Here is a 22421-nt window from a genome sequence, read left to right on the forward strand (position 1 = left end):
TTCTGCTGCAACGAGACCTGATCATGGACGACCGCCAATACGCCTTCCTGGCCCGCCAGCCTTCTGCTGCCCTGAAAACCCGCGACGCCTTCTGGGGCATGCCCAAGCGTGGCCTGGCGTTCCTGCTGGCAAACGTCATGTTCTGGCAGCCAATGTGGGCCCAGGCGGACGGCATCGTGGTCAGCGCCCCGGGCACCAGCCTCGGCCAGGCCGGCAACGGCGTGCCCGTGGTCAACATCGCCAAGCCCAATGGCAGCGGGCTGTCTCACAACCAGTTCAAGGACTACAACGTCGGCAGCAACGGCGTGATCCTCAATAACGCCACCAACCCCGCCCAGGCGACGCAACTGGGCGGGATCATCCTCGGCAACCCGAACCTCCAGGCCACGGCCGCGAAAGTCATCCTCAACGAAGTCAACGGCGGCAACCCGAGCCAGTTGCGCGGCTACACCGAAGTGGCGGGGCAGTCGGCCCATGTGATCGTCGCCAACCCCTATGGCATCACCTGCAATGGCTGCGGGTTTATCAATACCCCGAAGGCGACCCTGACCACGGGCAAGCCGATCATCGAAAACGGCCAGGTGGGTCGCTACCAGGTGGACCAGGGCAGCGTCGCCATTGAAGGCGCGGGTCTGAACGCGAACAACGTCGACCGCTTCGAAATCATCACCCACAGCGCCAAGATCAACGCTGAGATCCAGGCTAAGAACCTGACCATCGTGGCTGGGCGCAATGACGTCAACGCCAATACCCTGAACGCCACTGCCCGTGCCGATGACGGCAGTGCGAAACCAGAGCTGGCCATCGACTCTTCGGCGTTGGGCGGTATGTACGCTGGCGCGATCAAGCTGGTGGGCACCGAGGCCGGGGTTGGGGTGAAGCTGGACGGCAAGATGGTTGCCAGTGGGGGGGATATTCAGCTGGATGCCAATGGGCATTTGAGTTTGGCGCAGACGGCTGCTGCCGGTGCCGTCGACATCAAGGCCAAAAGCCTGGAAACCCGAGGGCAGGTGTACGCCGGCAGCCGCTTGGACGTGAAGACCCAGGGCGACCTGACCAGCCAGAACAACCTGGTGGCGCGCGACAGCATTCACCTCGAGAGCGGTGGCACGCTGAGCAACAACGGCATTATCGAAGCCGGGGTCAACGCCGATAACAGCCGCAATGACACGGGTGATATCACCCTCATTGCCAAGCAACTGAACAATGGCGGCAAAACCGTCATCGCCAGTCGCGACCTGAATGTCACGACCACCGCAGCGCTGAACAACCAGGGCGGCACGCTCAGTGGGCAGGGCAAGACCACCGTCACCGGCAACGTTGTGGATAACCGCAATAAAGGCCGGATCCTGGGTAACACCGAACTGCACCTGAGCGCCGATCAAGTCCTCAATAGTCAGGGCGGCCTGATCAATAGCCAGGGCCTGCTGACGGCCAACCTGGGCCATTTGGAAAACAATGCAGGTGAACTCTCGAGCCTGAACAGCGCGACCCTGGTCCTCGGCAGCCTGGACAACCTGACCGGCCTGGTCATGGCCGGCAAGAACCTCGACATCACCAACGCGGGCGCGATCAATAACCGGGGCGGCGAGCTATCCAGCCAAGGCGTCATGACCGTGCGCACCGCCAGCCTGGACAACAGCAACAAAGGCACCGTCGCCGCCAATGGCAAGTTGCTGGTCAGCGCCACCGGCGCGGTCAACAACGCCGATAAAGGCCTGCTCGCCAGCCGTGCTGCCGAGGTCGAGCTCGATGCCGCCAGCCTGAATAACGCCAAGGGCACGCTGCAAGGCGAGGGCCTGGTCACCGTGGATGTATCCGGCGACATCGATAACCAGGGCGGCAGCATCATCGCCAAGGACGCCAAGCTGAGTGTCTTCGCCACCAACCTGGACAACCGTGGCGGCGTGCTGTCCAGCGTCAAGGCCGCGCTGGAGGCACGAACCACCGGTGTGCTGAAAAACGGCTATGACGTGAACCGCCAGGGCGGCACGATCCAGGCCCAAGGACTCAGCATCCGAGCCTTGGCTGGGCTGTTCAACGACGGCGGACGCATGGCTGCACAAGCTGGCGATGTCGTGGTCACCAACGCAGCTGCGGATATCAACAATCGCAACGGTGGGATATACGCCACGGGCAAGGTCTGGGTCACTGGCCGGGGCATGGACAACAGCGGCGGCGGGCAGGTCAGTGCCAGTCGCATCGACTTTGACCTTTCGGGGGCGCTGAACAACAACGCCGGCATCATCGAAAGCCAGGACAGCCTGGATATTCTGGCCGCCAGCCTGAGCAACCAGAAAGGCCAACTGCGCACCCTGGGCCAGAACAGCACCACGGTGTTCAACATCGGTGGCCTGTTCGATAACAACGACGGCACCCTGGAAACCGCCAGCCAGAATGTGGGCCTGGACACCGGCAGCATTCAGAACGTGGGTGGCAAGCTGTTGCACACTGGCCTGGGATTGTTCGGCATCAGCCAAGCCAACCTGGGGCAGGCCGGCGGACAGCTGGTGACCTACGGCAACCTGACGGTGACGGCTGATCGCTGGACCAACAGCACGGCGATCCAGGCCGGGCACCTGGTCGTGAATGTCGATCAGTTGACCCAGACCGCCACGGGCCAGTTGCTCAGCACCGACAGCATGGTAGGCCGTGGCAGCAACTGGCGGGTTGACGGCCTGATCGGCGGCGACGGGGCCATCGACCTGCAACTGACCGGCGCCTATACAGGCAACGGTCGCTTGAGCAGTCTCGGCACCTTGGGCCTCAAGGCCGCGCTGATCAGTCTGGAGCAAAACGGCAGTATCGCTGGCGGCGGCAACACAACCGTCGTGGTCGATGGCGTCCTCAACAGCTACGGTCGCCTGACCTCGGCGGCGGACCTGAGCGTCACGGCCGCCACGATCAACAACTACGGCACGCTGGGCAGTGCCGGCGCGCTCGGCGTATCGACCGGCGACCTGCTCAACGAGCACGGATTGATCTTCAGCGGCGGCAATACCAGCCTGCGCGTCAATAGCCTGACCAACCGCTATGCCGATATCTACAGCCTGGGTGATCTGAGCATTGATCGCGATGGCCTAGGCACACGTGCCACCCGCATTCTCAACAGCTCCGGCTCGTTGCAGAGCGACGGCAACATGCGCCTGGCGGCCAGCACGATCGACAACGTCCGCGAGGTCTTGACCACCCACGATGCAGGCATCTACACCGCCTCGATCAGGGAAGTGGCCTGCATCGAAGGGGTCAACGCCGGTGATTGCAGCGGTGGCAAGGAAAACCACGTCTGGCAGATCGTCCAGCGCGACAAGTTCGAAGTCACTGCGGCCAGCGCCGCCTCCAGCATCACCACCGGCGGCAACCTGAATATCCAGGGCGACACCCTGACCAACCGGAGCAGCAGCATCGGCGTCGGCGGCGCATTGACCGCCAATCTCGTCAGCCTGAACAACATCGGCATCGAGACTGGCGAGACCGAAACGTCGCGCACCTTCATGTCCGAACGCACGCGCAGCCCGGGTGGCTGGCGCGCCGCCGCGAATGACTTCACCAACAAATACTGGTTGCAGAGCCCGGGTTACAACGCCAATGACCTGGGTGGCCTCGAAGCAGCGATGAGCCGCTTCATCGGCATGACCGAGCGTGAATTGCCGCAGTTTCGCACCCAAACCAATACCACCGATAACCAGACCTATGCCGCGATTATCCAGGCCGGCGGCGCGGTCGACGTCCGCATCCAGGGCAACGCCGACAACAGCGTCGTGCGTGGCGGCTACCACTACGTCGGCGCTGGCCCGCGCACCGACACCCAGGCCGACAACGCCTTCTCGACCCGTATCAGCGTCAATCGGCAGCTACCCCCGAGCCTGACCCAGCAACAAGTCGATCCGCTGTCCTTGCCGGGTTTTGACTTGCCCACCGGGCAAAACGGCCTGTTCCGCATGAGCGGCGACGGCTCCACCACGCCGACCCAGAGCACGGGCCTGACGCAAGTGCGTGGCCTGCCGGACCGTTCGTTCCAGGCCAACCCGCAAAAGTACCTGATCGAGACCAACCCGGCGCTGACCGACATGCGCCGGTTCATGAGCTCCGATTACCTGCTGACAAACCTGGGCTACGACCCGGATACCGCCGCCAAGCGCCTGGGCGACGGTTTCTACGAACAACGCCTGATCCAACAGGCGGTGATCGCCCGCACCGGCCAACGCTTCCTCGACGGCCAGAACTCCGACGACGGCATGTTCAAGTACCTGATGAACAACGCCATCGCCAGCAAGGACAGTCTCAACCTGTCCCTGGGCGTCAGCCTGACCGCCGAACAGGTTGCGGCCCTGACCCATGACATCGTCTGGATGGAAAACCGGACGGTGAATAATCAACAGGTGTTGGTGCCGGTGCTTTATCTGGCCCAGGCCAATCATCGTCTGGCGGCAAATGGTGCGCTGATTCAGGGTTCAGACGTCAGCCTGATTGCGGGTAAGAACCTGAACAATGCGGGCACCTTGCGTGCGTCCAGCAACCTGAGGGCGACGGCGGGCGACAGCTTGGTCAACAGTGGGTTGATGGAAGCGGGTGGTCGGCTGGATGCGTTGGCGAGTAATAACCTGACTAACAGGGCGGGTGGGGTTATTGCTGGACGGGATGTCAGTGTTGTTGCCGTGGCGGGTGATTTGACCAATGAGCGAACCATTACCCGGCATGCCAGCGGCACTGGTTACAAGACTGAGCAACGCGAATTTGCTGACAGCGCGGCGCGGATTGAGGCGAGTCATGACCTGAGCGCGGGCGCTGGGCGGGATATCGCCAATGTTGGTGGTGTGCTCAAGAGTGGTAACGACACTACATTGCGCGCAGCCCGAAATATGAACATCACCGCCGCCGAGCAGGTGGACAGCCATACGCAGGGCAGCAAACATCGAGACCAGACCATTACCCAGAATGGTTCTAGCGTTACGGTTGGGCGGGATCTTCAGGCCGCTGCGGGCGTTGACCTCAACGTGATCGCCAGCCAGGTCGAAGCCAAGCGGAACTTGGCCATTGTCGCTACCAAGAACTTGACCTTGGGGCCCGCGGCGAATGAACAGCATTCGTATGGCCAGAGCAAGAAGGTCAAGAGCATCGAGGATCATGTCCAGCAGGTGTCCACCGCGCTCAAGGCGGGCGGGGATGCGACGCTGAGCGCGGGGCAGGATCTCACGCTGGTAGCGAGTACGGTCAACGCGGGGAATGAGGCGTACCTGGTGGCGGGTAACAACCTCGCCCTGAAGGCTGCTGCGGATCAGGACTACAGCTTCTACAGCAAGACCAAGAAGTCTTCTTCCGGGAAGAAATTCCGGCTGAATGAAACGGACAGTACCACCCAGGTGGGCAGCCTGGTCAGTTCCGGTGGCGACAGTACGCTGGTGGCGGGTGAAAACCTGCTGTTGGCAGGTAGCGCCGTGACTTCCGAGAAAGGCGCGACGAAATTGGTCGCAAGCAAGGACGTACAGATTCTTGCCGTGACCGACTCCGACAGCGCCCGCCATGAGCGCAAGGAGAGCAAAAGCAGTTGGGGCGGGTTCAAGTCGAGCAAAGTCCAGGACAAGGTCGATGAGAAGCGCACGACTGCCGTGGGCAGCATGGTCTCAGGCGAGACGGTCACCGTCGCGGGCGGCCAAGATGTGAAAGTGACGGGCTCGTCCCTGGTCAGTACCGGTGATTTGGCGGTCCAGGCCGGGCGCGACCTGACCATCGATGCGGCGCAGAACACCTTTTCGCGCACCGATATGCACAAGGAAAAGAATCGCGACCTGACAGGTGTGCTGACCGGTAACAAGCTGGGCCTGGATGACATGACGGGCAATCAGCATCTGTTTATCAACAGTCAGAAGCACAACGGCACGGCTACAGAGACCACGCTTACCGGCAGCACAGTTGGCTCCAGTGCCGGCAATGTAACGCTTACGGCTGGGCGTGAGTTGAGTGTGGTGGCCAGTGATTTGGTCAGTACCAAGGACACCAACCTCTCGGGTTCCAACGTCACCTTGGCTGCCGGTATGGAAAGTGCCAGCCAGAGCAGCACGGACAAATCCAGCGGTCTCGCCGTAGGGCGCGTGGTGGGTGGGGCGATTGTCGATACGGTGAAGAGCATCCGGGACAACGCGAAGGCTGCGCGGAACGCCGATGATGGTCGTCTGAAAGCCGTGAAGGGGGCACAAGCCCTGATGGCGCTCAACGGCATGGGCGATCGGGTTGACGATCTTGCTGCGGCCGCCAGTGGCAGCCCAAATAGTAGTGGTGCCGTGTTCAAGATCGGGACGGAGCTGGCCAGCACCCACAGCAAGAGCACTATGCAATACGACAGCACCACCGCCAAGCAGACCACCGTCAACAGCGGCGGCAGCCTGCTGATCGTTGCGTCGGGCCAGGCTGCTGGGACCGCCGGGGATATCCATGTTCTCGGCAGTAAGCTGAAGGCGGCCGATACGCTGCTGCTGGCCAAGAACGACATCACGTTCGAGAGTGCACAAAACACCGAAGATCGTGAGAACCATAGCAGCAACAACAAGACCGCCATTGGGGCCAGCTTCAACATCGGCTCGCAGAACGGTTTCACCCTCGACCTGGGTGCCCAGCTCGCCAAAGGCAAGGGGAGCGGTCACGACGTCACGCAGGTCAACAGCACCCTGGATACGGGCTCGCTGAAACTGCAGAGCGGAAATGACACGACCCTGGCTGGCGCACAGATCCATGCCGACAGCATCCAGGCATTGGTTGGCGGTGACCTGAACATCGCTTCGCGGCAAGACACGTCCGAGCACAAGAACAAGCAAACCAGCGGCGGCTTTGGCGCCAGCATCTGTGTACCGCCGTTCTGTTACGGCGAAACGGTGACGGCGACCGCCAACATCGCCGCTAGCAACATGAACAGCAAGTACGAGGCGGTGACTGATCAAAGCGGTCTGTTCGCCGGCAAGGACGGCTACAACATCACCGTGGGCAAGAACACCGTGCTGCAAGGCTCGGTGATTGCCAGCGAGGCCACGGCCGATAAGAACAGCTTGAGCACGGACAGGCTGATCGTCAGTGACATCAAGAACGTCAGTGAGATCAAGAGCCAGTCTGCGGGCTTCAACGTCTCTTATGGCAGTGGTTATGGCGACTTGAAGCCAGGTACCACCTTTGGTGGCAGCGTTCCGCTGTCGCTCAAGGATTCCGACCACAGCACCACGCGCAGTGCTGTCAGCGAAGGCACGATCACGGTCCGCAATGCGGCAGGGGCCAATGATCTTGTGGGGCTGAGCCGGGACACCGACAACGCCAATTCGCGGTTGGACCGTCCAGATGAAAAGGCAATGGAGGAGCGGATCGAGCTGATCCAAAGCACCGTTGCCTTATCCAAGACGGTCATCTCCGAAGTCGCCAGTACGCAGCAACAGGCTGCTAGTGAAAGAGCTCGAAACGCTTCGACCGAGCAAGAACGCAATGCTGCGATCGCGGATGCCAAGAGCTGGGACGTGGGCGGTGACAAACGTTTCATGGCTGATATTGCCGCGGGCTTGATTGCGGCGGGTCTGGGCAGCGTTGGGGGCACCACGGCGGTGGGGCTGGTGGCGAACACCACGGCCGCCGACACATACAAGAAAATTGGCGATTACGCCGACCAACAGTTGGCAGAGGCGACGCGCCAGAAAGACAAAACGCTTCAGGCCGCATGGGGCGAGGGCGGTGCTGCGCGCGTCTTGCTCCACAGCCTGGCCGGCGCTGCGCAAGGCTTATCCAGCGGCACGGCCGCCGGGGGGCGCTGAGCGCGGGAGCCTCGGCGACAATCATGCCGGCCATGGACAAAGTGCTTAAAGACGGCGGTATCGGTATCGACAGCCGGGATGCCTTTAATGCCTTGCTGGCAGCAGGTCTGGGGGCGGCGGTAGGCAAAGGTGGCATCGCACAGGCGAGCGGCGCGACCATTGCGAGCAACGTAGAAAAATACAACCGCCAGGCCCACCCCACCGAAGCTCGCTTGATTGAGCAGCAAGCACCGATGCTGGCTACCCGCCTGGGCATCACCCAGGCCGAGGCCGAGCAGCAGATGGCGCGGGCGTTTGCGTTTTATACCGATGCAGATTGGAACAAGAAGATTGGTGGGACTGATAGTCAGTTTGATGACGTGACATTGGAATATCTGGGGGCGGCGTTAGCACCGTTGGCTGGACGGTATGCTATCAACGACGCATCTGGGGATGTACCTAAGTTTGCCGATGATACAAAAACTTATACGGCTGATGAAACAAAGGAGCTGCTTCAGAATTATCGTAATAATCATCCTGGCTCATTCAATGATCCCTTGGAGAATGGCGAATATCTAGTTAACGGGAACCTGTTTGGATATCCGAACCCAGATGTCAATGCGCAAACTAGGTACTATGATAAAAACTTAAATCTTGGCGGACCGACCTTGGGTCAGGCCGGCTCGGGTTTGATTGCCTTTGGCGCCGGAGTTGGGGCAGGCTTCTACGACGCTGGAAAAGGTCTACTCGTGCTCGGGAACGGGCTTTGGAACGACTTCCCCGGAACCAGCTCTCAAGTTGCAAATGGAACGCTTGGGTTTTTGGCTGGGGCTGATTGGGACAGTTCACGAGAAAAAAGTAATCAGACAAAGCTACTTGGCTATCTCGCCGGCTTGCAAGGAGGATCGACAGCCTATGACGAGCTGCTAGGGAAGCAGGCTGCGGAAGATTCGCTTCTGTTGATTCCGGCGGGGCGGATTGGTGCCCTTAGCCAAGATCTGGTTCTCGTGTATCGAGGTACTGCGAAAGGGGCGGAAAATTTCGTCTACAAAGAGTCAGGACATCTCCTCAGTGATGCCGCGTTGCGAGCGTATTATGAAACTGGCTCCATTGAGGGCGCTTATGCATCGTCAAAGGCGTCACATCAAGAGTGGTTAAAAATTTGGGGGACTGAAAATCAGTATGCTCAAGCTCACGGTGCTTTTGGGCTGGAACTGCCAGCGTCGTTTAATCTGGAGAGAACTCTTATCTCGGTTACGACTAACCCTGAAATGGCCAAATTTTTTGCTGGCACTGGTGAGGTTTATAGTGGATATGTACCCCGTTCGTGGCTGATTGAGCAGAGTTTGTCAGGTGCCGGAGAGAGCGAACTTTTGCTAAAGCATGGCTCTGATCTTCTGAAACCAATAGCTCCAACTGGAAAATAAATTTCTGAAGAGGTCTATGTGAAAGAGTATACAGAGTTGGTGGTTGATGGTCAGCTTGTAATTGCTCCCAGTGTCAGTGAATGGGAGGAGATCTTGAAAATAGGCAAATATAAAGATGGAACTATTTTCAATGGCAATCTTGAAATTATTGTGCGCAATATGCTTGATTTTGTATCTGGGCGCGACGGTGAATTCTGTTTGGGGCTACATTTAACTAAATCGTTGAAACCTTGGGTGCCATTACATTTATATCGTATGGGTGAACGATGGCAGCGAGTGCTCATTGAAAGGGTGGCTTGCGATCAATGTAACTGGGTTGGGAAAGTTGCTAATCCCTCAGATCCAACTTTATATTTCGGAGTCGATGGTGAGTTGGGAGTTGCTTATAAGGCATTATCGCTTCCTCGCTGTAATTGCCCGAAGTGTGGAATGGCGCTACCTCGGATAGCTGTGTGGGTCGAAGATATTGAAACAGGGCAGGAGTAATTTTGTTGCAGGTACAGAGGATCGAAAGGGGACGGATTTATTTTATGAGGTGAGCAGGCCTGTTGGTTTGTACGTTGATAAATAAATCTGTCCCCTTTTTTCCTTGTTTGGCGTTGTTTTGTTTGCCAGTCGGGAAGTGTGAGGCGTTGAGATCGGATACTCTGCAAAAGTCTTAGATTCGGTCATCAAAATTATGTCTTCTGAGTCGACTGGGTCAGTACTCCCCTGATCCAATAAGCTGAGTTTATTTATCGTGCTGATGCATAAGAATTTTTTCTATTTAAGCGTCAATGACGCGTTTGGAGCATTCATGAAGAAAACAACACTGCTAATTTTTGGCTTGATTCTGACGTTATCCGGCTGCAAATCCAACGTCCGGGACTCTTCTCCTAACCTGCTTCGCGACGGTATCCAATTCCAGCAGAAAAAGGTTGTCGTCGACGCCCAGCACGCCAAGGTGATCATGAAAGCGACGGGCAATGTCGTCCCTGTGGAATTTGCAATCAGGCGAGCGACGGACCCAGACCGGCGTATGGATGTGCAGGGGACAGTGGTGGATTCCGGTCGCGGCAAAGTGTTCGGCTGGATTGCCAAGCTCAACGAAACGGCCCACAGCGCGACCTTGAAGCATTTCCCTCAGTTGGAAGTGCAAGCTGATCCCGATCAGCCATTTGAGGTATCGGGTTACGCCACTGGCGAAAGTATCAACCGCGGTTATCGTTGCGGTCCGATCAGCACCATTTTCACGCCGGAGAAAGGCAAGGTTTATCTGGCGGAACTCCAGTTTGTGGGTGGAGGCTGTGAACTGCATACCTATGACATTACGCAGCCTCAGGAGCGTATTCCTGTCGTAGGTAGCGCGCAAAACGGTGGCTTCGCCAACGCAGTCCCGGGTTGCAAGTCGGCAACGGCCTCGGTGAATAATCAGCCGGTCACAACACAGTTTTGCATCAAATCCATCATGCTCCAGCCTTCGCAGTATCGCGTTAGCGTCAACGATCAGACTGTTTTCAGCGGTACCGATTACGAGCGCGTTGCTTTTGTAAAAACTGTTAAGGAAGGGGCCGTAACCGGTGGTTGCAATGAAATGATCGAGGCGCAGTCGGGCACTACTCAAAAGCCTGTCGCCTTTAAAGACCTGCCGGCTGATTTAGTAGCGGGCTGCCACATTACTGCGGACGCTGAGGGCAGAGCCCAACCGTTTAGTAAAGATGAAGCCTGTGACAAGGTGTTCTACAAGGCCATGATGCCGGTTTTAGGCAAGGTAGTACCCGTCGAGGTGGCACGGCAATGTGTCGTCAGAATAGGGGGGCAGACAGTATTTGAGGACCGTTTCAGTTTCTGACTTAAGATTTGAGATGCGTTTATATGAGGATGTGGTCCTCCATAATATTTTCATTTGTTTTCGTTGCTAATTCTGTATCTATATACCTAAGTAGTAGTAATTCATGTGGAAAAAAGGGGGCGGATTTATTTGATTGCTCAGTTATTAAATAAATCCGTCCCCTTTTTCTGCGGTCAGGAGGTAGTCATGGCGAATATGAGCTACTTGAAAAAAGCGTCGGCAGTTTCGATCCACTTTGTTCGCGCTGAGGAGATTAAAGATGAGTTGGACTCTCTAGGGGATATGGTAATTGCGAGGTCAGTAGCGAACGTAAGGTCAGATAAGGATTTGTTTGCAGTTGTCGCGTCGGCGATGCAGTTTCCAGATTATTTTGGAAACAACTGGGACGCTCTTGACGAGTGTTTGGGTGATATGGATTGGTTGCCTGCTGATGGTTATTGTCTTGTTCTACGCGATGCAGCTAAAGGATGGTCTCAGGCCCCATATGCGTTGGGGTGTTTTGTAACGGCTTGGCTGGAAGCTGCTGAGTATTGGGCGGAAAGCAGAACGCCATTCCATTTAGTGTTCGTTATGTAATAGGTTCAAAAGCAACCGGTGCAGCTGTAGAGAAAAGGGCAGACTTGTTTTTTGTAAGCACAGAGGGAGCCAGTTTTTTGTTTTTGCTCGGTTTATAAATAAGTCTGTCCCCTTTTTTCTGCGGTTTATAAATAAGTCTGTCCCCTTTTTTCGTTTTACCGCCTATGCATCCGCATACGCGGACAAAGAATGGTTTAGCAGTGCGGAGAACTCCAGCACGACCACTCAAGGCGTCGAGCCTTCGACGGGTTCGGCAGGTTCGGCATCGAGCGCGAGTAATTCCTCCAAGGATATCTTCCGTTGGAACACCGCGACTGACACTGCAATCCGCACAACCGGGCAAGCAGTGATCTCCAGCAGTATCTCCACCGCGATCGGTGGTGGCAGCTTTGGCAGCAATTTCAATGCTGCCCTGCTGGGAGAGGCCGGCAATGTGGCGATGGCGACCGGCTTCAACTGGGTGGGCGATACCATCAAGTTCCCCGATGGCGGCCCACAGAAAATTGTTGCCCACGCGATCATGGGTGGCCTGCTGGCTGAGCTGACGGGCAGCGACTTCAAGACCGGTGCGGTTGCCGCCGGTTTGAATGAAGCGCTGATTCCCGGCATGGCCAAGGTGGCGGGTGAAAACAAAGATCTGCAACTGATGCTGTCGCAGCTAACGGGGCTTCTGGCAGCGGCTGCGGTCGATGGCGACCTGAATACAGGTTCGACGATCGCCAAGAAAGCGACGGAATTCAACTATCTGTTCCATGCCGAACTGGTCGAAAGAGAACAGAAGCTCAATACGTGCGCCTCCCCGGCGGATTGCCAATCCGTCAGGGACTATTACAACAACCTCGATACGGCTCGGAACAAAGAGTTCGGACAGTACTGCCGGAATAACCCGGCGAGCTGTTTGCAAGTGACCAAACAGCTGGTGGATGAGATTCCGGCTAATGAGAAGATGCTGCATGACGGCAGGAGCGCCGGGCTCGATCGTTCGGCAGCGCTTTGGGTAATTACCCGAGGTAACGAGCGGGCCATCAATACCGGCATCATCGAGAATACGCGCACCGAAAAAGGCGAGGGTGCTGCATTACTGGCGGAGCTTGCGTCGGATGGATTGAATCAGGACCGGGGGCTGTTCTCGTCGACGGCTGGGGGTAAGGGTGGTACAACCGGGGTTAAGGTTGGGGCCGATGGTGCAAAAGAGGTAGCAGGTACAGCTGCGCCGGGCAGGACGAAAGTTGCTGCAACGGAAGGAACGTTTCCAGACGAGGTATTTACCGGGAAGAAACCGCATCAGACGACTCCTGGAATAGGGAGTGTGACACAGGAGAGGTACAACCCCGCGACTGGGAAACTGGAAAAATCTGTGATCGAGTACGACCAGTATGGCCGGCAGGTTAAAAGAACGGATTACACTAATCACGGATATGGGAACCAAGAAAAGCCTGCGGAATATCATTCCGACCCCCACACGCATACCTATGAATATGGTCCAGGCTATGGTTCCAATGGGAAAGAGACGAGGATCAATAATGATTAGTCTTCCAGAGTTGAATGAATTGCTTGTTGCTCACAACTGCTTGCATGCAATTAGTATTCAGTTGAATGTTGACGGGATGGCTTATGATTTATCTCTATCGATTTCGGCCTCTGAAAAGGTAGGGGCTGATGTCGTGAATATCAGATTCATTGATATTTGCCAATTTACGTCCCATGATTTTGGCGGCGGATTAACTCAGTTGATGCACATGAACGTTAATAAGCTGGATTCCGGCTTTGATAGGATGCGTTATCAATTGAGTGATCTTGAGGATAAAAAATTGTCGTTCTACTTCTCATCATTCTCGCTTGATTAGCTGGTGCAAAAGCAACTGGGTAATGAGACTGAAAAGGGGACAGATTTATTTTGTGAGGCGCAGAGGGTCAGGCTCATTGCTTTTCTTGGTTTATAAATAGATCTGTCCCTTTTCTCTCCTTCTTTTCTCTGAGTCGAGATAAAAGCGTGCCTTGGAGGGCCATTGATGCGACACGATGTTGTTTTACGCTTTGTAGTGATGACTTTATTCTGCTTCACGCTGACCGGGTGCATTCATTACGAACATAAAAGCGCAGAAGGAAAACCCTGGGACGAGGTCGCGACAATTCGGCAGTTCGACAAGCATCTGTCGATAGACGAGATCGATGACGATACGTCGCTATATTGGCTAGCCCGCCAAACCGAGTATCGAGTCGGAGCAGGACGGCATAAACTTTCCGTGCAGTACGCTATTGGAACCGGATACTCACGTCCAATTGAAATGACCGTGGATTTGGTCGGTGGCCGTACCTATGGGCTTTATGGCGTTTCTTCGATGAAATGGTGGTATTACGAAGTTCGTGATGTCGAGACAGGGCGTTCCGCGAAAGTTATAGAGCCGGCGGTCACAACGACGCCTTCTGAATCAGCCGGGCAGGCGGTCCAATAATATTATCGTGTAAAGGGCGTTTGCTCTCTGTCGGTTGGCGTAGCCGTTGGCGATGAATAGCGAGGGCTGCTTCGCAGCCCAGCGGGAGCAAGCTCCCTCGCCACAGAAGCCGGATTGTTGATCGCTCGCCCATGACGCAGTTTTATTTTGCTATCCCTTTCTTTTGTGGTTACAGCGGGCACCACGGGTCTTCCCCCTTCGCGCTTTCCAGAATCTTCGGAAAGTTTCGCTCAAAGGCCCAGCCTGAAGCCACGGCAGTCATGGTGGTTTTGCAGGCGGGGTTCTTTTCCGAGACGATCACGTTCATATAGAACTGGCTGCCGTAGATTGTCGGCGCCCATAGCACCATGTCGCTTCTCTTGGCATTGCTGTCGACTTTCAATTGGATGGTATTGACGAGTCTCCCACCCGTTGTGAGCTCGGTCACTTGCGGGTGAAAGCAGTGGTTCAGGTAGCCTTGCACCCGCTCTTCGACCACCGCCCGCTCTTGCGTCAGGCAGTACTCGGGGCTGGTTACGCCAGTGTTCAGCAGCTCGTCCTTGGTATACGGATGCAGTGAGCAGCCGCTCAATAGCAGAAAAACGATCCCTGTAAATTTCTTGTACAAAACTCAAGCTCCATCTGAAAAAGGAAATATTTTCCATCTATTTAAGAGGTGGATGGCCGTGTGGCTGGATAGGTGACTGGCCCAAGGGCCGTCAACTTGTCTATCGTGAAGGTGCTCATCAACACTTTGATGAGTACACCGATGGTGGCGTTCAGCGCGGCGATGCAGAAGGCAAACATCACCTCAGTGATCATCCATCAGTGGCCATGGCGCGACTTCCAGGACATGAACTCCGATGGCCGTAACCCGTAGCGCGCGAGCACCCCTTCGTGCAGTCGACGGAGTTCTTCGACGATCAGTGCTTGCACCTCCGGCTGCTCTCTTTCCGAAACATATTCCGCTACCGAGCGTTGAATACAGAACAACGGGTCAAGTTCTGGGTGAGTGATGATTTCCCGAATGGTCTTCTTGATGAAGTCTCGCCATGCCAGGCGTAAAGGGTCCGGCTCCGCAGGGTCTTGCTTGATTGCCAGATATTCCTGTGTTGAGCGTTCGTAGGCCCAGATATACAGGTCGCGAAGCAGCTCTACCCGAGTCATTTCGTACACGCCCAATGTGGCTCGGCTGTAGGCCTGCTCCGGTACATCCAGAAAGGTCAGCGGACAAAGGTTGGCTCGGAACAAGGGGAGATTCGCTGCCAGTCGGGATGTGCGTTTATTGATGTCGGCAAAGGGCTGCAAGTAGGGCAGGTGCACCATCATGAAGAAAGACTGCTCGAACGGATCAGCGATCTGATTGGCTTTGCCAAGCAGGACATCCAGTGCTTCTTCAATTTGCTGTAGCGTTGAGAGCGGGCGATAGGTGCTTTTCCCGATGTCGACGGCGTGCTGGCGAATTCGGCCCTCGTCTGCTGGGTTGGGTAGCAGGTTTTCGGCCAAGGCGCTATGCAGGTTCATCAATGTGTAACGGTTGAACTCCGCACTCTCGATGTTCTCGACCAAAAGCTCGATAGCTGTTTTATGGTTCAAGATCATCTGCGTTTCTATAGCGGCCTTGCCCTGTGCTGCCTTACCTTGCTCGATGAGTTGTCGCGTGTCGAGCCGTGAGTAGGTGTTCCCTTCCAGATGGCTTGATGCCCACGACAGATCAATCAACAAGCGATTCAGGACCGCCCGGCTGTAAGTGCCTGCTGGCTCCGTCGCATCTGCGGTTTTGCCCATCCTGTGCAATTGGCGCCGCAACGACTCAGGTAAGTACCCTGTCTCGTTAGGACGATAGGCGTCCAGAAAGTCACGTTGGTAGCCCACCGGCTTGCGCGCTTCTGTGGGCTGGTTGATATAGGCGAGTATGTCCCGGCTGTCTGCAGATAATGGAATGAAGGCAGGGAAGGCATCGGTGTCAGTATTCAGGGCGTGGGTTTCGGCCTGGTGTTCTATTGCGAAATAACGTCGTGCCCTGCCTTCTCCCTGTGCAGTGATTTGGCTGCTTTCGACCAGGTTTGCAAGGATGCGCTGCGCCGTTCGCCGGGCGATTTCCGGGTGCTTGGTCAAAAGCTCTGAGAGGCTCGCCCCGCTCCTGGATGCCAGGATACTGTTCAGTATGTCGGTGGTCGAAGGCATGGTTATGTTGGCGCTGTTAGAGAAGATTTGGCGCGATTATGGCGCAGTTCTCAGAATCGCGCCATTTTGGATTGAAAATGTGGCGCAGTTCTTGGCGAACTGCGCCACAGCTCATCGGAGCAGATAAATGTAGTTGCTTCCGACGGTTGGGGCTACGTTATGGCCATAGTCGCCCGTCTTCACTTACTCCGCCGCCTGCGACCGCAATCGTCTGCCAATCACATCCATCACATCACACCCATCGCGCAACGCGATCGTCAGCATTTTGCAGAAGTCGGAAAGCACCAGCGTGTCGGAACTGATCTCCGAGCGGAACGCGATGTTTTCCAGCAGTTGGGTCACGGTGCGGATGCGGTAGTCGGCGGTTTCGAAGAGGACGTCGAGTGGGGCTTGGGTGTCGATCAGCAGGGTAGCGGGGATGCAGTCGATGCCGGTGATGGGCATGTATCGGTTCATTGGTAGGACCTCATTCAGTTGAAAGGAGCTACCTCGTTGCCGGGTCGCCAAACCCGAGTCGCCATTGGGGCGACGAGGAACTATAGGCCGCTCCGCTCAAGCGCCACAAGACACCGCTTTCCGAGCTTCATGTAGGAGCTTTGGCCTTTCAGCGGCGGTATTTCCCTACATCGCTTTGTGGCTATCAACAAGGTCGAAACCAGTCGTCCATTAGGCACATCGTCATGGCTGAGAGAGGACTGTGGCGAGGGAGCTTGCTCCCGCTCGGTTGCGCAGCGACCGCAAAATCGTGGGGCCGCTTCGCAGCCCAGCGGGAGCAAGCTCCCTCGCCACAGGGTGAAAGCATATGGCGCTACCCAGCCCTGACAGCCTCTTCAGCAAGACTCCTTTTTATGCTTCCCTAACGCTCATATTCCCTTTCAATCCCTTTCGCAGACTCCTAGACCGTGCACACCCCCAACCGCAACACTCTAATCGCCCAACTCGCCACCAACCCCGATGACACCACCACGCGTGCTTCGCTCTATCGCGATCTGCTCGATACCGGGGAGGCATCACTGGAAGGTTTACGCATCGCGGCGGGCCTGGGCGATCCGGCGGCTAAGGTGGTGATGACTCAACTGAACACCATGGCCCACACAAACCGCCCCGGCCCTTTGCTGTCGCACCTGCGTGGCCTGCCGGTCGACCATCTGGAGTTGAACAACGCCGAACCCCAGTGGTGTGACGCCCTGGCCGGGCTGCCCTTGCGCACCTTGGTGCTCAACAGCCCGAGGTTTATCTGCGGGCCGGAGACGTGGCAGCGTTTGCCCGCCAATGCCCTCGAAACCTTGGAGGTCAGCAATTTTTCCCGCGACGATAACGCCAATTGCCTCCCGTCGCCCGCACGCTTGCGCCGGCTGAAATTGCAAACCTACGGCGAAGACTTCGACGACAGTTTCCTCCGTCAACTGAGCGACAGCCCGTTGCAGGAATTGTCGTTGAACCGTTGCGATGAGATGACCGACGACGGCCTTCCTGCACTGTCGCGCCTCAAGCTGCGCTCCCTGACCTTGCAACGCGTGGGCGAGCTGACGTCTCGTGGCATGGCGCACTTGGCAAGTCATCCCCTTGAACAGTTGTCCCTCAGTGGCAGCGGCGCGATCCTCGACGATCCGTCCTGGCTTCGCGACCTGACGGGATTACGCTCGTTGAGTCTGGATGACTGTTATGCAAGCGAGAACGTGTTGCAGGCGATTCGGGGGCTGCCCCTGGAAAAGCTTTCGCTGCACTCTGCGTTCATCTGCGAAGACGATCTTGAAGTGCTGGAGGGAATGCCGCTCACAGACCTGGACCTCAAGTGCCTACGGCAAGTGATCGAGCGGCTCGATTTGCTGCACGAGTTTCCCCTGAAGCGCTTGGGACTCTCCGATGTGCAGGGCGTCTGCGCCAGTACGTTGAGTGATCTGCGCGGGTTGCAGTTGGAGTCCCTGGACCTGTCCTTGAACGACATCACGTCGAAGGCGCTGAAACAACTGGCCGGGCTGCCGCTGAAACGGCTCGATCTGAGTTATTGCCAGGGCATTGATGGCAAAGTCTTGCGCAAACTCGTTGAGTTGGGATTGCCGTTGGAGCAACTTGAAATAAGTGGTCTGAACCTGCGCGACGCCGACTTGGCCTGTTTGCGGGACCTGCCGCTGCAGCGCCTGGGCTTGCTTGACAGCTCATGGCTGACTGACGCCGGGGTGGCTCATCTTGCGCGTATGCCGCTGCGGGACCTGACACTCGGCGCTGATCCAGGGCAATCGCGGATCACGTCGGCCGTGGTGCCTGTGTTGGAGCAACTTCCGCTGCAAACACTGTGGTTGCCCAACTGCGCGGGGATCGATGCAAACGGTTGGGATCGTTTGGCCAGGTTGCCAGCCCACGTGACCGGTCCGGGAATCTGACGCGCTGATAGGAATAGGCAATGCCCCAAGGCAAACCGGCATAGGTGGGCCATTTTTCGATCGTTACCATGGCCTCCTGTTTATCCAGTGGAGTTCGCCATGCACAACAGAAAAACCCTCTTCATCACCGGCGTGAGCAGCGGCTTGGGCAACGCCCTGGCGCAAGAGGCGCTCGCAGCAGGCCATCGTGTCATCGGCACCGTGCGCAGTGAGGCGGCGTTGCAGGCCTTCGAAGCGCTCTCCACGGAGCGTGCCCATGGCGTGATCCTGGACGTCACCGAGTTCGAGCGAATCGATAGCGCAGTAGCGGAGATCGAAGCCGCTCACGGCCCGGTCGATGTGCTGGTCAACAATGCCGGCTACGGCCATGAAGGCATTTTCGAAGAATCGCCGCTGGAGGAGATGCGTCGCCAGTTCGACGTCAACGTGTTTGGCGCGGTGGCGGTGACCAAGGCCTTCGTGCCGTACTTTCGCCAGCGCCGTGCCGGTCATATCCTCAATATCACTTCCATGGGCGGCACCATTACGATGCCGGGCATTTCTTATTATTGCGCGAGCAAGTTTGCCCTCGAAGGCCTCTCCGATACGCTGAGCAAGGAGCTGCTACCGTTCAACATCTTCGTGACCGCAGTGGCGCCTGGTTCGTTTCGCACCGACTGGGCGGGGCGTTCGATGCAGCGTACGGCACGGAGCATTGCCGACTACGACGCCAGTTTCGATCCGATACGTAAAGCGCGCGTGGAAAAAAGCGGCAAGCAACTGGGCGATCCACGGAAAGCGGCGCAAGCGATGTTGCAGATCATTGCCAGCCCGACGCCACCCGCGCATTTGCTGTTGGGCAGCGATGCACTGAACCTGGTGCGCGACAAACTCAGTCGTGCGGCCAGTGAGATCGATCAATGGGAAGCGCTGAGCCGTTCGACCGACGGTTGAGCAGCCAGCAAAGGGGCATCAATGACTCAGGCCTCAAACACCTCGCGCATGGTGCAGTTGATGGAACAGCTTGCGCCGGTCGAGGGCTACAACCTCAGCGCGCTGGAGGACATCCGTTTTCTGCGTTCGAACCGGCCGCTGACGCGCACGCCGGTGTTGTATGAGCCCGGTATCGTGATCCTGTGCCAGGGGCGCAAGCGCGGTTATCTGGGGGAGGACGTCTACGTGTATGACGCCCAGCACTATCTGGTGGTGTCTGTCCCTGTTCCATTCACCATGGAGACCGACGCCACCGAAGCTGAGCCCATGCTGGCGGTCTACATGCGCCTCGACTTACAGCTGGCCAGCGAGTTGATGCTGCAAGTCGACGAGACCCTCGGCCCCAGTGATGCCCAACCCAAAGGCATGTACGCCTCGCCCATGGACGATTTGCTGCGCAGCTCGACGCTGCGTCTGCTGGAAGCCATGAGTCGCCCGGGTGAAGCGCAAATACTGGGACCGTCGCTGGTACGGGAAATCTACTACCGGATCCTGACCGGCGAGCAGGGCGGCTCGATGCGCGCCGCGCTCAGTCGCCAGGGGCACTTCGGCAAGATCACCCGGGCGATCCGCAAGATCCACAGCTGCTACCACGAGCACCTGGACGTCGAAACGCTCGCCCATGAAGCCAACATGAGCATCCCCAACTTTCACCTGCACTTTCGCAGCGTGACGGACTCCACGCCCATGCAGTACTTGAAATCGACACGCCTGCACCAGGCGCGATTATTGATGCTGCGCAACACCATGAGCGCCTCGACGGCCGCGTTCAACGTCGGCTACGAAAGCGCCTCGCAATTCAGCCGCGAATTCAAGCGGATGTTCGGGCGAACGCCTCAGGCGGAGATTGAATGGATGAAGGCGACTTATGCGTTGCCTGCGCCTGTTGCGCCGTCTGTTTATGTTTCGTCGCATTAGGGGTGGGCTGGATCCTGTTAGAGCTGAAATTGTTCAAATATTTAGAGTTTGAGCATAAATAACCAAGGTGTTAAATTTTATTGGTTATTTTTTGTTGTTTTATCCTTCTGTTGATGTGAAAACGCAATTTGCATCAAGTTATGTTCATTTATGATTGGATCCAATGTTCGGTGGTCTCAGATGCCGAGCCTGCCCCCTATGGACGTATCAAAAGGATAAGCACCATGATGCTGAAGGATCCTTCCAGCAAATATCGACATTTCACCACCGTGGATCTGCCGGACCGCACATGGCCCGGTAAGGTCCAGTCCGTTGCGCCCAGCTGGTGCAGCGTCGATATGCGCGATGGCAATCAGGCCTTGATCGAGCCGATGAATGCCGAACGCAAGCGTCGTTTCTTCGACCTGTTGGTCAAGGTCGGTTTCAAGGAAATCGAAGTAGGTTTTCCAGCCGCTTCGCAGACCGATTTCGATTACGTGCGCGAACTTATCGAAACGGGAGCGATTCCCGATGACGTGACGATTCAGGTCATGACGCAAGCCCGCAGCCATCTCATCGAGCGCACGTTCGAGGCATTGAAGGGCGTTCCCCGCGCTATCGTGCATGTGTACAACGCGACCGCCCCGGTGTTTCGAGACGTGGTATTCGGTGTTGACCGCGCCGGGTGCATCGAGATTGCCACCCAGGCCACTCGCGAAATCAAACAGCACATGGACAACAATCCCGAGACGCAGTGGACGTTCCAGTATTCCCCCGAGACCTTTTGTTTCACCGAGTTGGATTTTGCATTGCAAGTCTGCGAGGCGGTGACGGATGTCTTTGCACCAACGCCTTCCAACAAGATGATCCTGAACCTACCGACTACCGTCGAAGTCTCCACGGCCAATGTCTTCGCCGATCAGATCGAATGGTTCTGCCGGCATTTCAGCCGTCGTGACAGCGTGATCATCAGCGTTCATCCGCACAATGACCGGGGCACCGGGGTTTCCACCGCCGAGCAGGCCTGCCTGGCCGGTGCCGAACGGGTCGAGGGCACGCTGTTCGGTAACGGCGAGCGAACCGGCAATGTCGATATCCTCACCCTAGCCATGAATCTCTACACCAGCGGTATCGATCCGCAGCTGGATTTCTCGGACATCATCCACGTCCAGCGCGAGGTGGAACACTGTAATCAGCTGCCCACGCATCCTCGCCATCCTTACGCGGGCGAGCTGGTGTTCACGGCCTTTTCAGGGTCGCATCAGGACGCGATCAAGAAAGGTTTTGCAGTGCGCCAGGCCAATCCCGATGGCTTCTGGGAAGTGCCTTATCTGCCTATTGATCCGGCGGATATGGGGCGCAGTTATGAGGCGGTCATCCGCGTCAATAGCCAATCGGGCAAAGGCGGCGTGGCCTATCTGCTTGAACAGCATGGGGTCGTGATGCCGCGCCGGTTGCAGATGGAGTTCAGCAACCTGGTCCAGCAAGAGGCGGATGGATCGGGCCAGGAGATCAGTAGCGAGATGATCCTTGCGTGCTTTACCCGGCACTATCTGGATGAGGGCACGCCCTACACGTTGTTGCAGCCTAAATTGGTCAGTGAAGGCGCTGTGACTTACCTGGAGGGTGTGCTTGACATGGGGGGCACCAAGTTCGACCTCAGCGGTGAGGGCAACGGTCCGCTGGCGGCGCTGGTCGATGCATTTGCCCAGCGTGGCGTTCACTTCGATATCGCCGATTATCATGAGCACGCTGCTCGCGATGGGGCTCAGGCCGAAGCACTGGCCTATGTCGAGATTCGCGTGAATAACCGGCTGCTATTTGGCGCCGCGCGCGACGGCAGTAGTTTGCTGGCGTCCCTCAAGGCGGTGACAAGCGCCGTCAATCACGCATCGCGCCTGGGGCTGCTCAGCGTGATGAGCGCTGCGGTGCCTTGCTGACAGGGC

General features: G+C 57.0%; 15 protein-coding genes. 12 read left to right on the forward strand and 3 right to left on the reverse strand.

Features of this window, described 5'->3' with window-relative positions:
• The first annotated feature begins 23 nt into the window (after positions 1 to 23).
• From KI235_RS03835 to KI235_RS03870, 8 genes are all read left to right on the forward strand, one after another.
• Positions 24 to 7787, forward strand: a complete 7764-nt coding sequence (locus KI235_RS03835) for a hemagglutinin repeat-containing protein (protein ID WP_244864277.1) — start codon at positions 24 to 26, stop codon at positions 7785 to 7787.
• Between the two features lie 23 nt (positions 7788 to 7810).
• Positions 7811 to 9193 (forward strand): hypothetical protein, encoded by a 1383-nt coding sequence (locus KI235_RS03840; protein WP_212795499.1) that lies wholly within the window; start codon positions 7811 to 7813, stop codon positions 9191 to 9193.
• Between the two features lie 18 nt (positions 9194 to 9211).
• Complete coding sequence (locus KI235_RS03845; RefSeq protein WP_147282109.1) at positions 9212 to 9679, forward strand: hypothetical protein; 468 nt, start codon at positions 9212 to 9214, stop codon at positions 9677 to 9679.
• Between the two features lie 259 nt (positions 9680 to 9938).
• Positions 9939 to 11024 (forward strand): hypothetical protein, encoded by a 1086-nt coding sequence (locus KI235_RS03850; RefSeq protein ID WP_244864310.1) that lies wholly within the window; start codon positions 9939 to 9941, stop codon positions 11022 to 11024.
• Between the two features lie 186 nt (positions 11025 to 11210).
• A complete protein-coding gene (locus KI235_RS03855; protein ID WP_039010458.1) occupies positions 11211 to 11600 on the forward strand; it encodes a barstar family protein in 390 nt (129 codons plus the stop codon).
• Positions 11601 to 11892: 292 nt separating this feature from the next.
• A complete protein-coding gene (locus KI235_RS30315) occupies positions 11893 to 13131 on the forward strand; it encodes a DUF637 domain-containing protein (RefSeq protein WP_258559837.1) in 1239 nt (412 codons plus the stop codon).
• Positions 13124 to 13447 carry a hypothetical protein gene (locus KI235_RS03865; protein WP_235582563.1) on the forward strand — a complete coding sequence of 108 codons (324 nt, stop codon included), beginning with the start codon at positions 13124 to 13126 and terminating at the stop codon, positions 13445 to 13447. The genes KI235_RS30315 and KI235_RS03865 overlap by 8 nt, the downstream gene beginning before the upstream one ends.
• Positions 13448 to 13612: 165 nt before the next feature.
• The gene (locus KI235_RS03870; protein ID WP_060613273.1) at positions 13613 to 14056 is read left to right on the forward strand and encodes a hypothetical protein; all 444 of its coding nucleotides are present in this window, start codon (positions 13613 to 13615) and stop codon (positions 14054 to 14056) included.
• A 169-nt stretch (positions 14057 to 14225) separates the two neighbouring features.
• Here the strand turns inward: KI235_RS03870 and KI235_RS03875 are convergent, their stop codons facing one another.
• The 3 genes from KI235_RS03875 to KI235_RS03885 form a co-directional block, all read right to left on the reverse strand.
• Positions 14226 to 14663 carry a hypothetical protein gene (locus KI235_RS03875; RefSeq protein ID WP_060613274.1) on the reverse strand — a complete coding sequence of 146 codons (438 nt, stop codon included), beginning with the start codon at positions 14661 to 14663 and terminating at the stop codon, positions 14226 to 14228.
• Between the two features lie 197 nt (positions 14664 to 14860).
• The gene (locus tag KI235_RS03880) at positions 14861 to 16222 is read right to left on the reverse strand and encodes a Fic family protein (RefSeq protein ID WP_114731534.1); all 1362 of its coding nucleotides are present in this window, start codon (positions 16220 to 16222) and stop codon (positions 14861 to 14863) included.
• Positions 16223 to 16405: 183 nt separating this feature from the next.
• Positions 16406 to 16678: a hypothetical protein gene (locus tag KI235_RS03885; protein ID WP_039010463.1), complete on the reverse strand. Its 273-nt coding sequence runs from the start codon at positions 16676 to 16678 to the stop codon at positions 16406 to 16408.
• A 446-nt stretch (positions 16679 to 17124) separates the two neighbouring features.
• Between KI235_RS03885 and KI235_RS03890 the strand changes: the two genes are divergently transcribed.
• The 4 genes from KI235_RS03890 to leuA all read left to right on the forward strand — a co-directional run bounded on the left by KI235_RS03890 (position 17125) and on the right by leuA (position 22415).
• The gene (locus KI235_RS03890) at positions 17125 to 18606 is read left to right on the forward strand and encodes a leucine-rich repeat domain-containing protein (RefSeq protein WP_212795500.1); all 1482 of its coding nucleotides are present in this window, start codon (positions 17125 to 17127) and stop codon (positions 18604 to 18606) included.
• A 99-nt stretch (positions 18607 to 18705) separates the two neighbouring features.
• Complete coding sequence (locus KI235_RS03895) at positions 18706 to 19539, forward strand: oxidoreductase (RefSeq protein WP_212795501.1); 834 nt, start codon at positions 18706 to 18708, stop codon at positions 19537 to 19539.
• A gap of 21 nt (positions 19540 to 19560) precedes the next feature.
• Entirely contained in the window at positions 19561 to 20496 is a 936-nt protein-coding gene (locus KI235_RS03900; RefSeq protein ID WP_003197621.1) for an AraC family transcriptional regulator, read from the forward strand.
• A gap of 224 nt (positions 20497 to 20720) precedes the next feature.
• Positions 20721 to 22415 carry a 2-isopropylmalate synthase gene (leuA, locus tag KI235_RS03905; RefSeq protein WP_212795850.1) on the forward strand — a complete coding sequence of 565 codons (1695 nt, stop codon included), beginning with the start codon at positions 20721 to 20723 and terminating at the stop codon, positions 22413 to 22415.
• The last annotated feature ends 6 nt before the right edge of the window (positions 22416 to 22421 follow it).

Source organism: Pseudomonas sp. St386 (assembly GCF_018325865.1).
Classification (GTDB): domain Bacteria; phylum Pseudomonadota; class Gammaproteobacteria; order Pseudomonadales; family Pseudomonadaceae; genus Aquipseudomonas; species Aquipseudomonas brassicacearum.

Excerpts from the sequence above, each read along its gene's own strand:
- KI235_RS03835 (WP_244864277.1), top strand. The coding sequence starts at position 24 with ATGGACGACCGCCAATACGCCTTCCTGGCCCGCCAGCCTTCTGCTGCC.
- KI235_RS03840 (WP_212795499.1), top strand. The coding sequence starts at position 7,811 with ATGCCGGCCATGGACAAAGTGCTTAAAGACGGCGGTATCGGTATCGAC.
- KI235_RS03850 (WP_244864310.1), top strand. The coding sequence starts at position 9,939 with ATGCATAAGAATTTTTTCTATTTAAGCGTCAATGACGCGTTTGGAGCA.
- KI235_RS03855 (WP_039010458.1), top strand. The coding sequence starts at position 11,211 with ATGGCGAATATGAGCTACTTGAAAAAAGCGTCGGCAGTTTCGATCCAC.
- KI235_RS03865 (WP_235582563.1), top strand. The coding sequence starts at position 13,124 with ATGATTAGTCTTCCAGAGTTGAATGAATTGCTTGTTGCTCACAACTGC.
- KI235_RS03870 (WP_060613273.1), top strand. The coding sequence starts at position 13,613 with ATGCGACACGATGTTGTTTTACGCTTTGTAGTGATGACTTTATTCTGC.
- KI235_RS03880 (WP_114731534.1), bottom strand. The coding sequence starts at position 16,222 with ATGCCTTCGACCACCGACATACTGAACAGTATCCTGGCATCCAGGAGC.
- KI235_RS03885 (WP_039010463.1), bottom strand. The coding sequence starts at position 16,678 with ATGAACCGATACATGCCCATCACCGGCATCGACTGCATCCCCGCTACC.
- KI235_RS03895 (WP_212795501.1), top strand. The coding sequence starts at position 18,706 with ATGCACAACAGAAAAACCCTCTTCATCACCGGCGTGAGCAGCGGCTTG.
- KI235_RS03900 (WP_003197621.1), top strand. The coding sequence starts at position 19,561 with ATGACTCAGGCCTCAAACACCTCGCGCATGGTGCAGTTGATGGAACAG.
- leuA (WP_212795850.1), top strand. The coding sequence starts at position 20,721 with ATGATGCTGAAGGATCCTTCCAGCAAATATCGACATTTCACCACCGTG.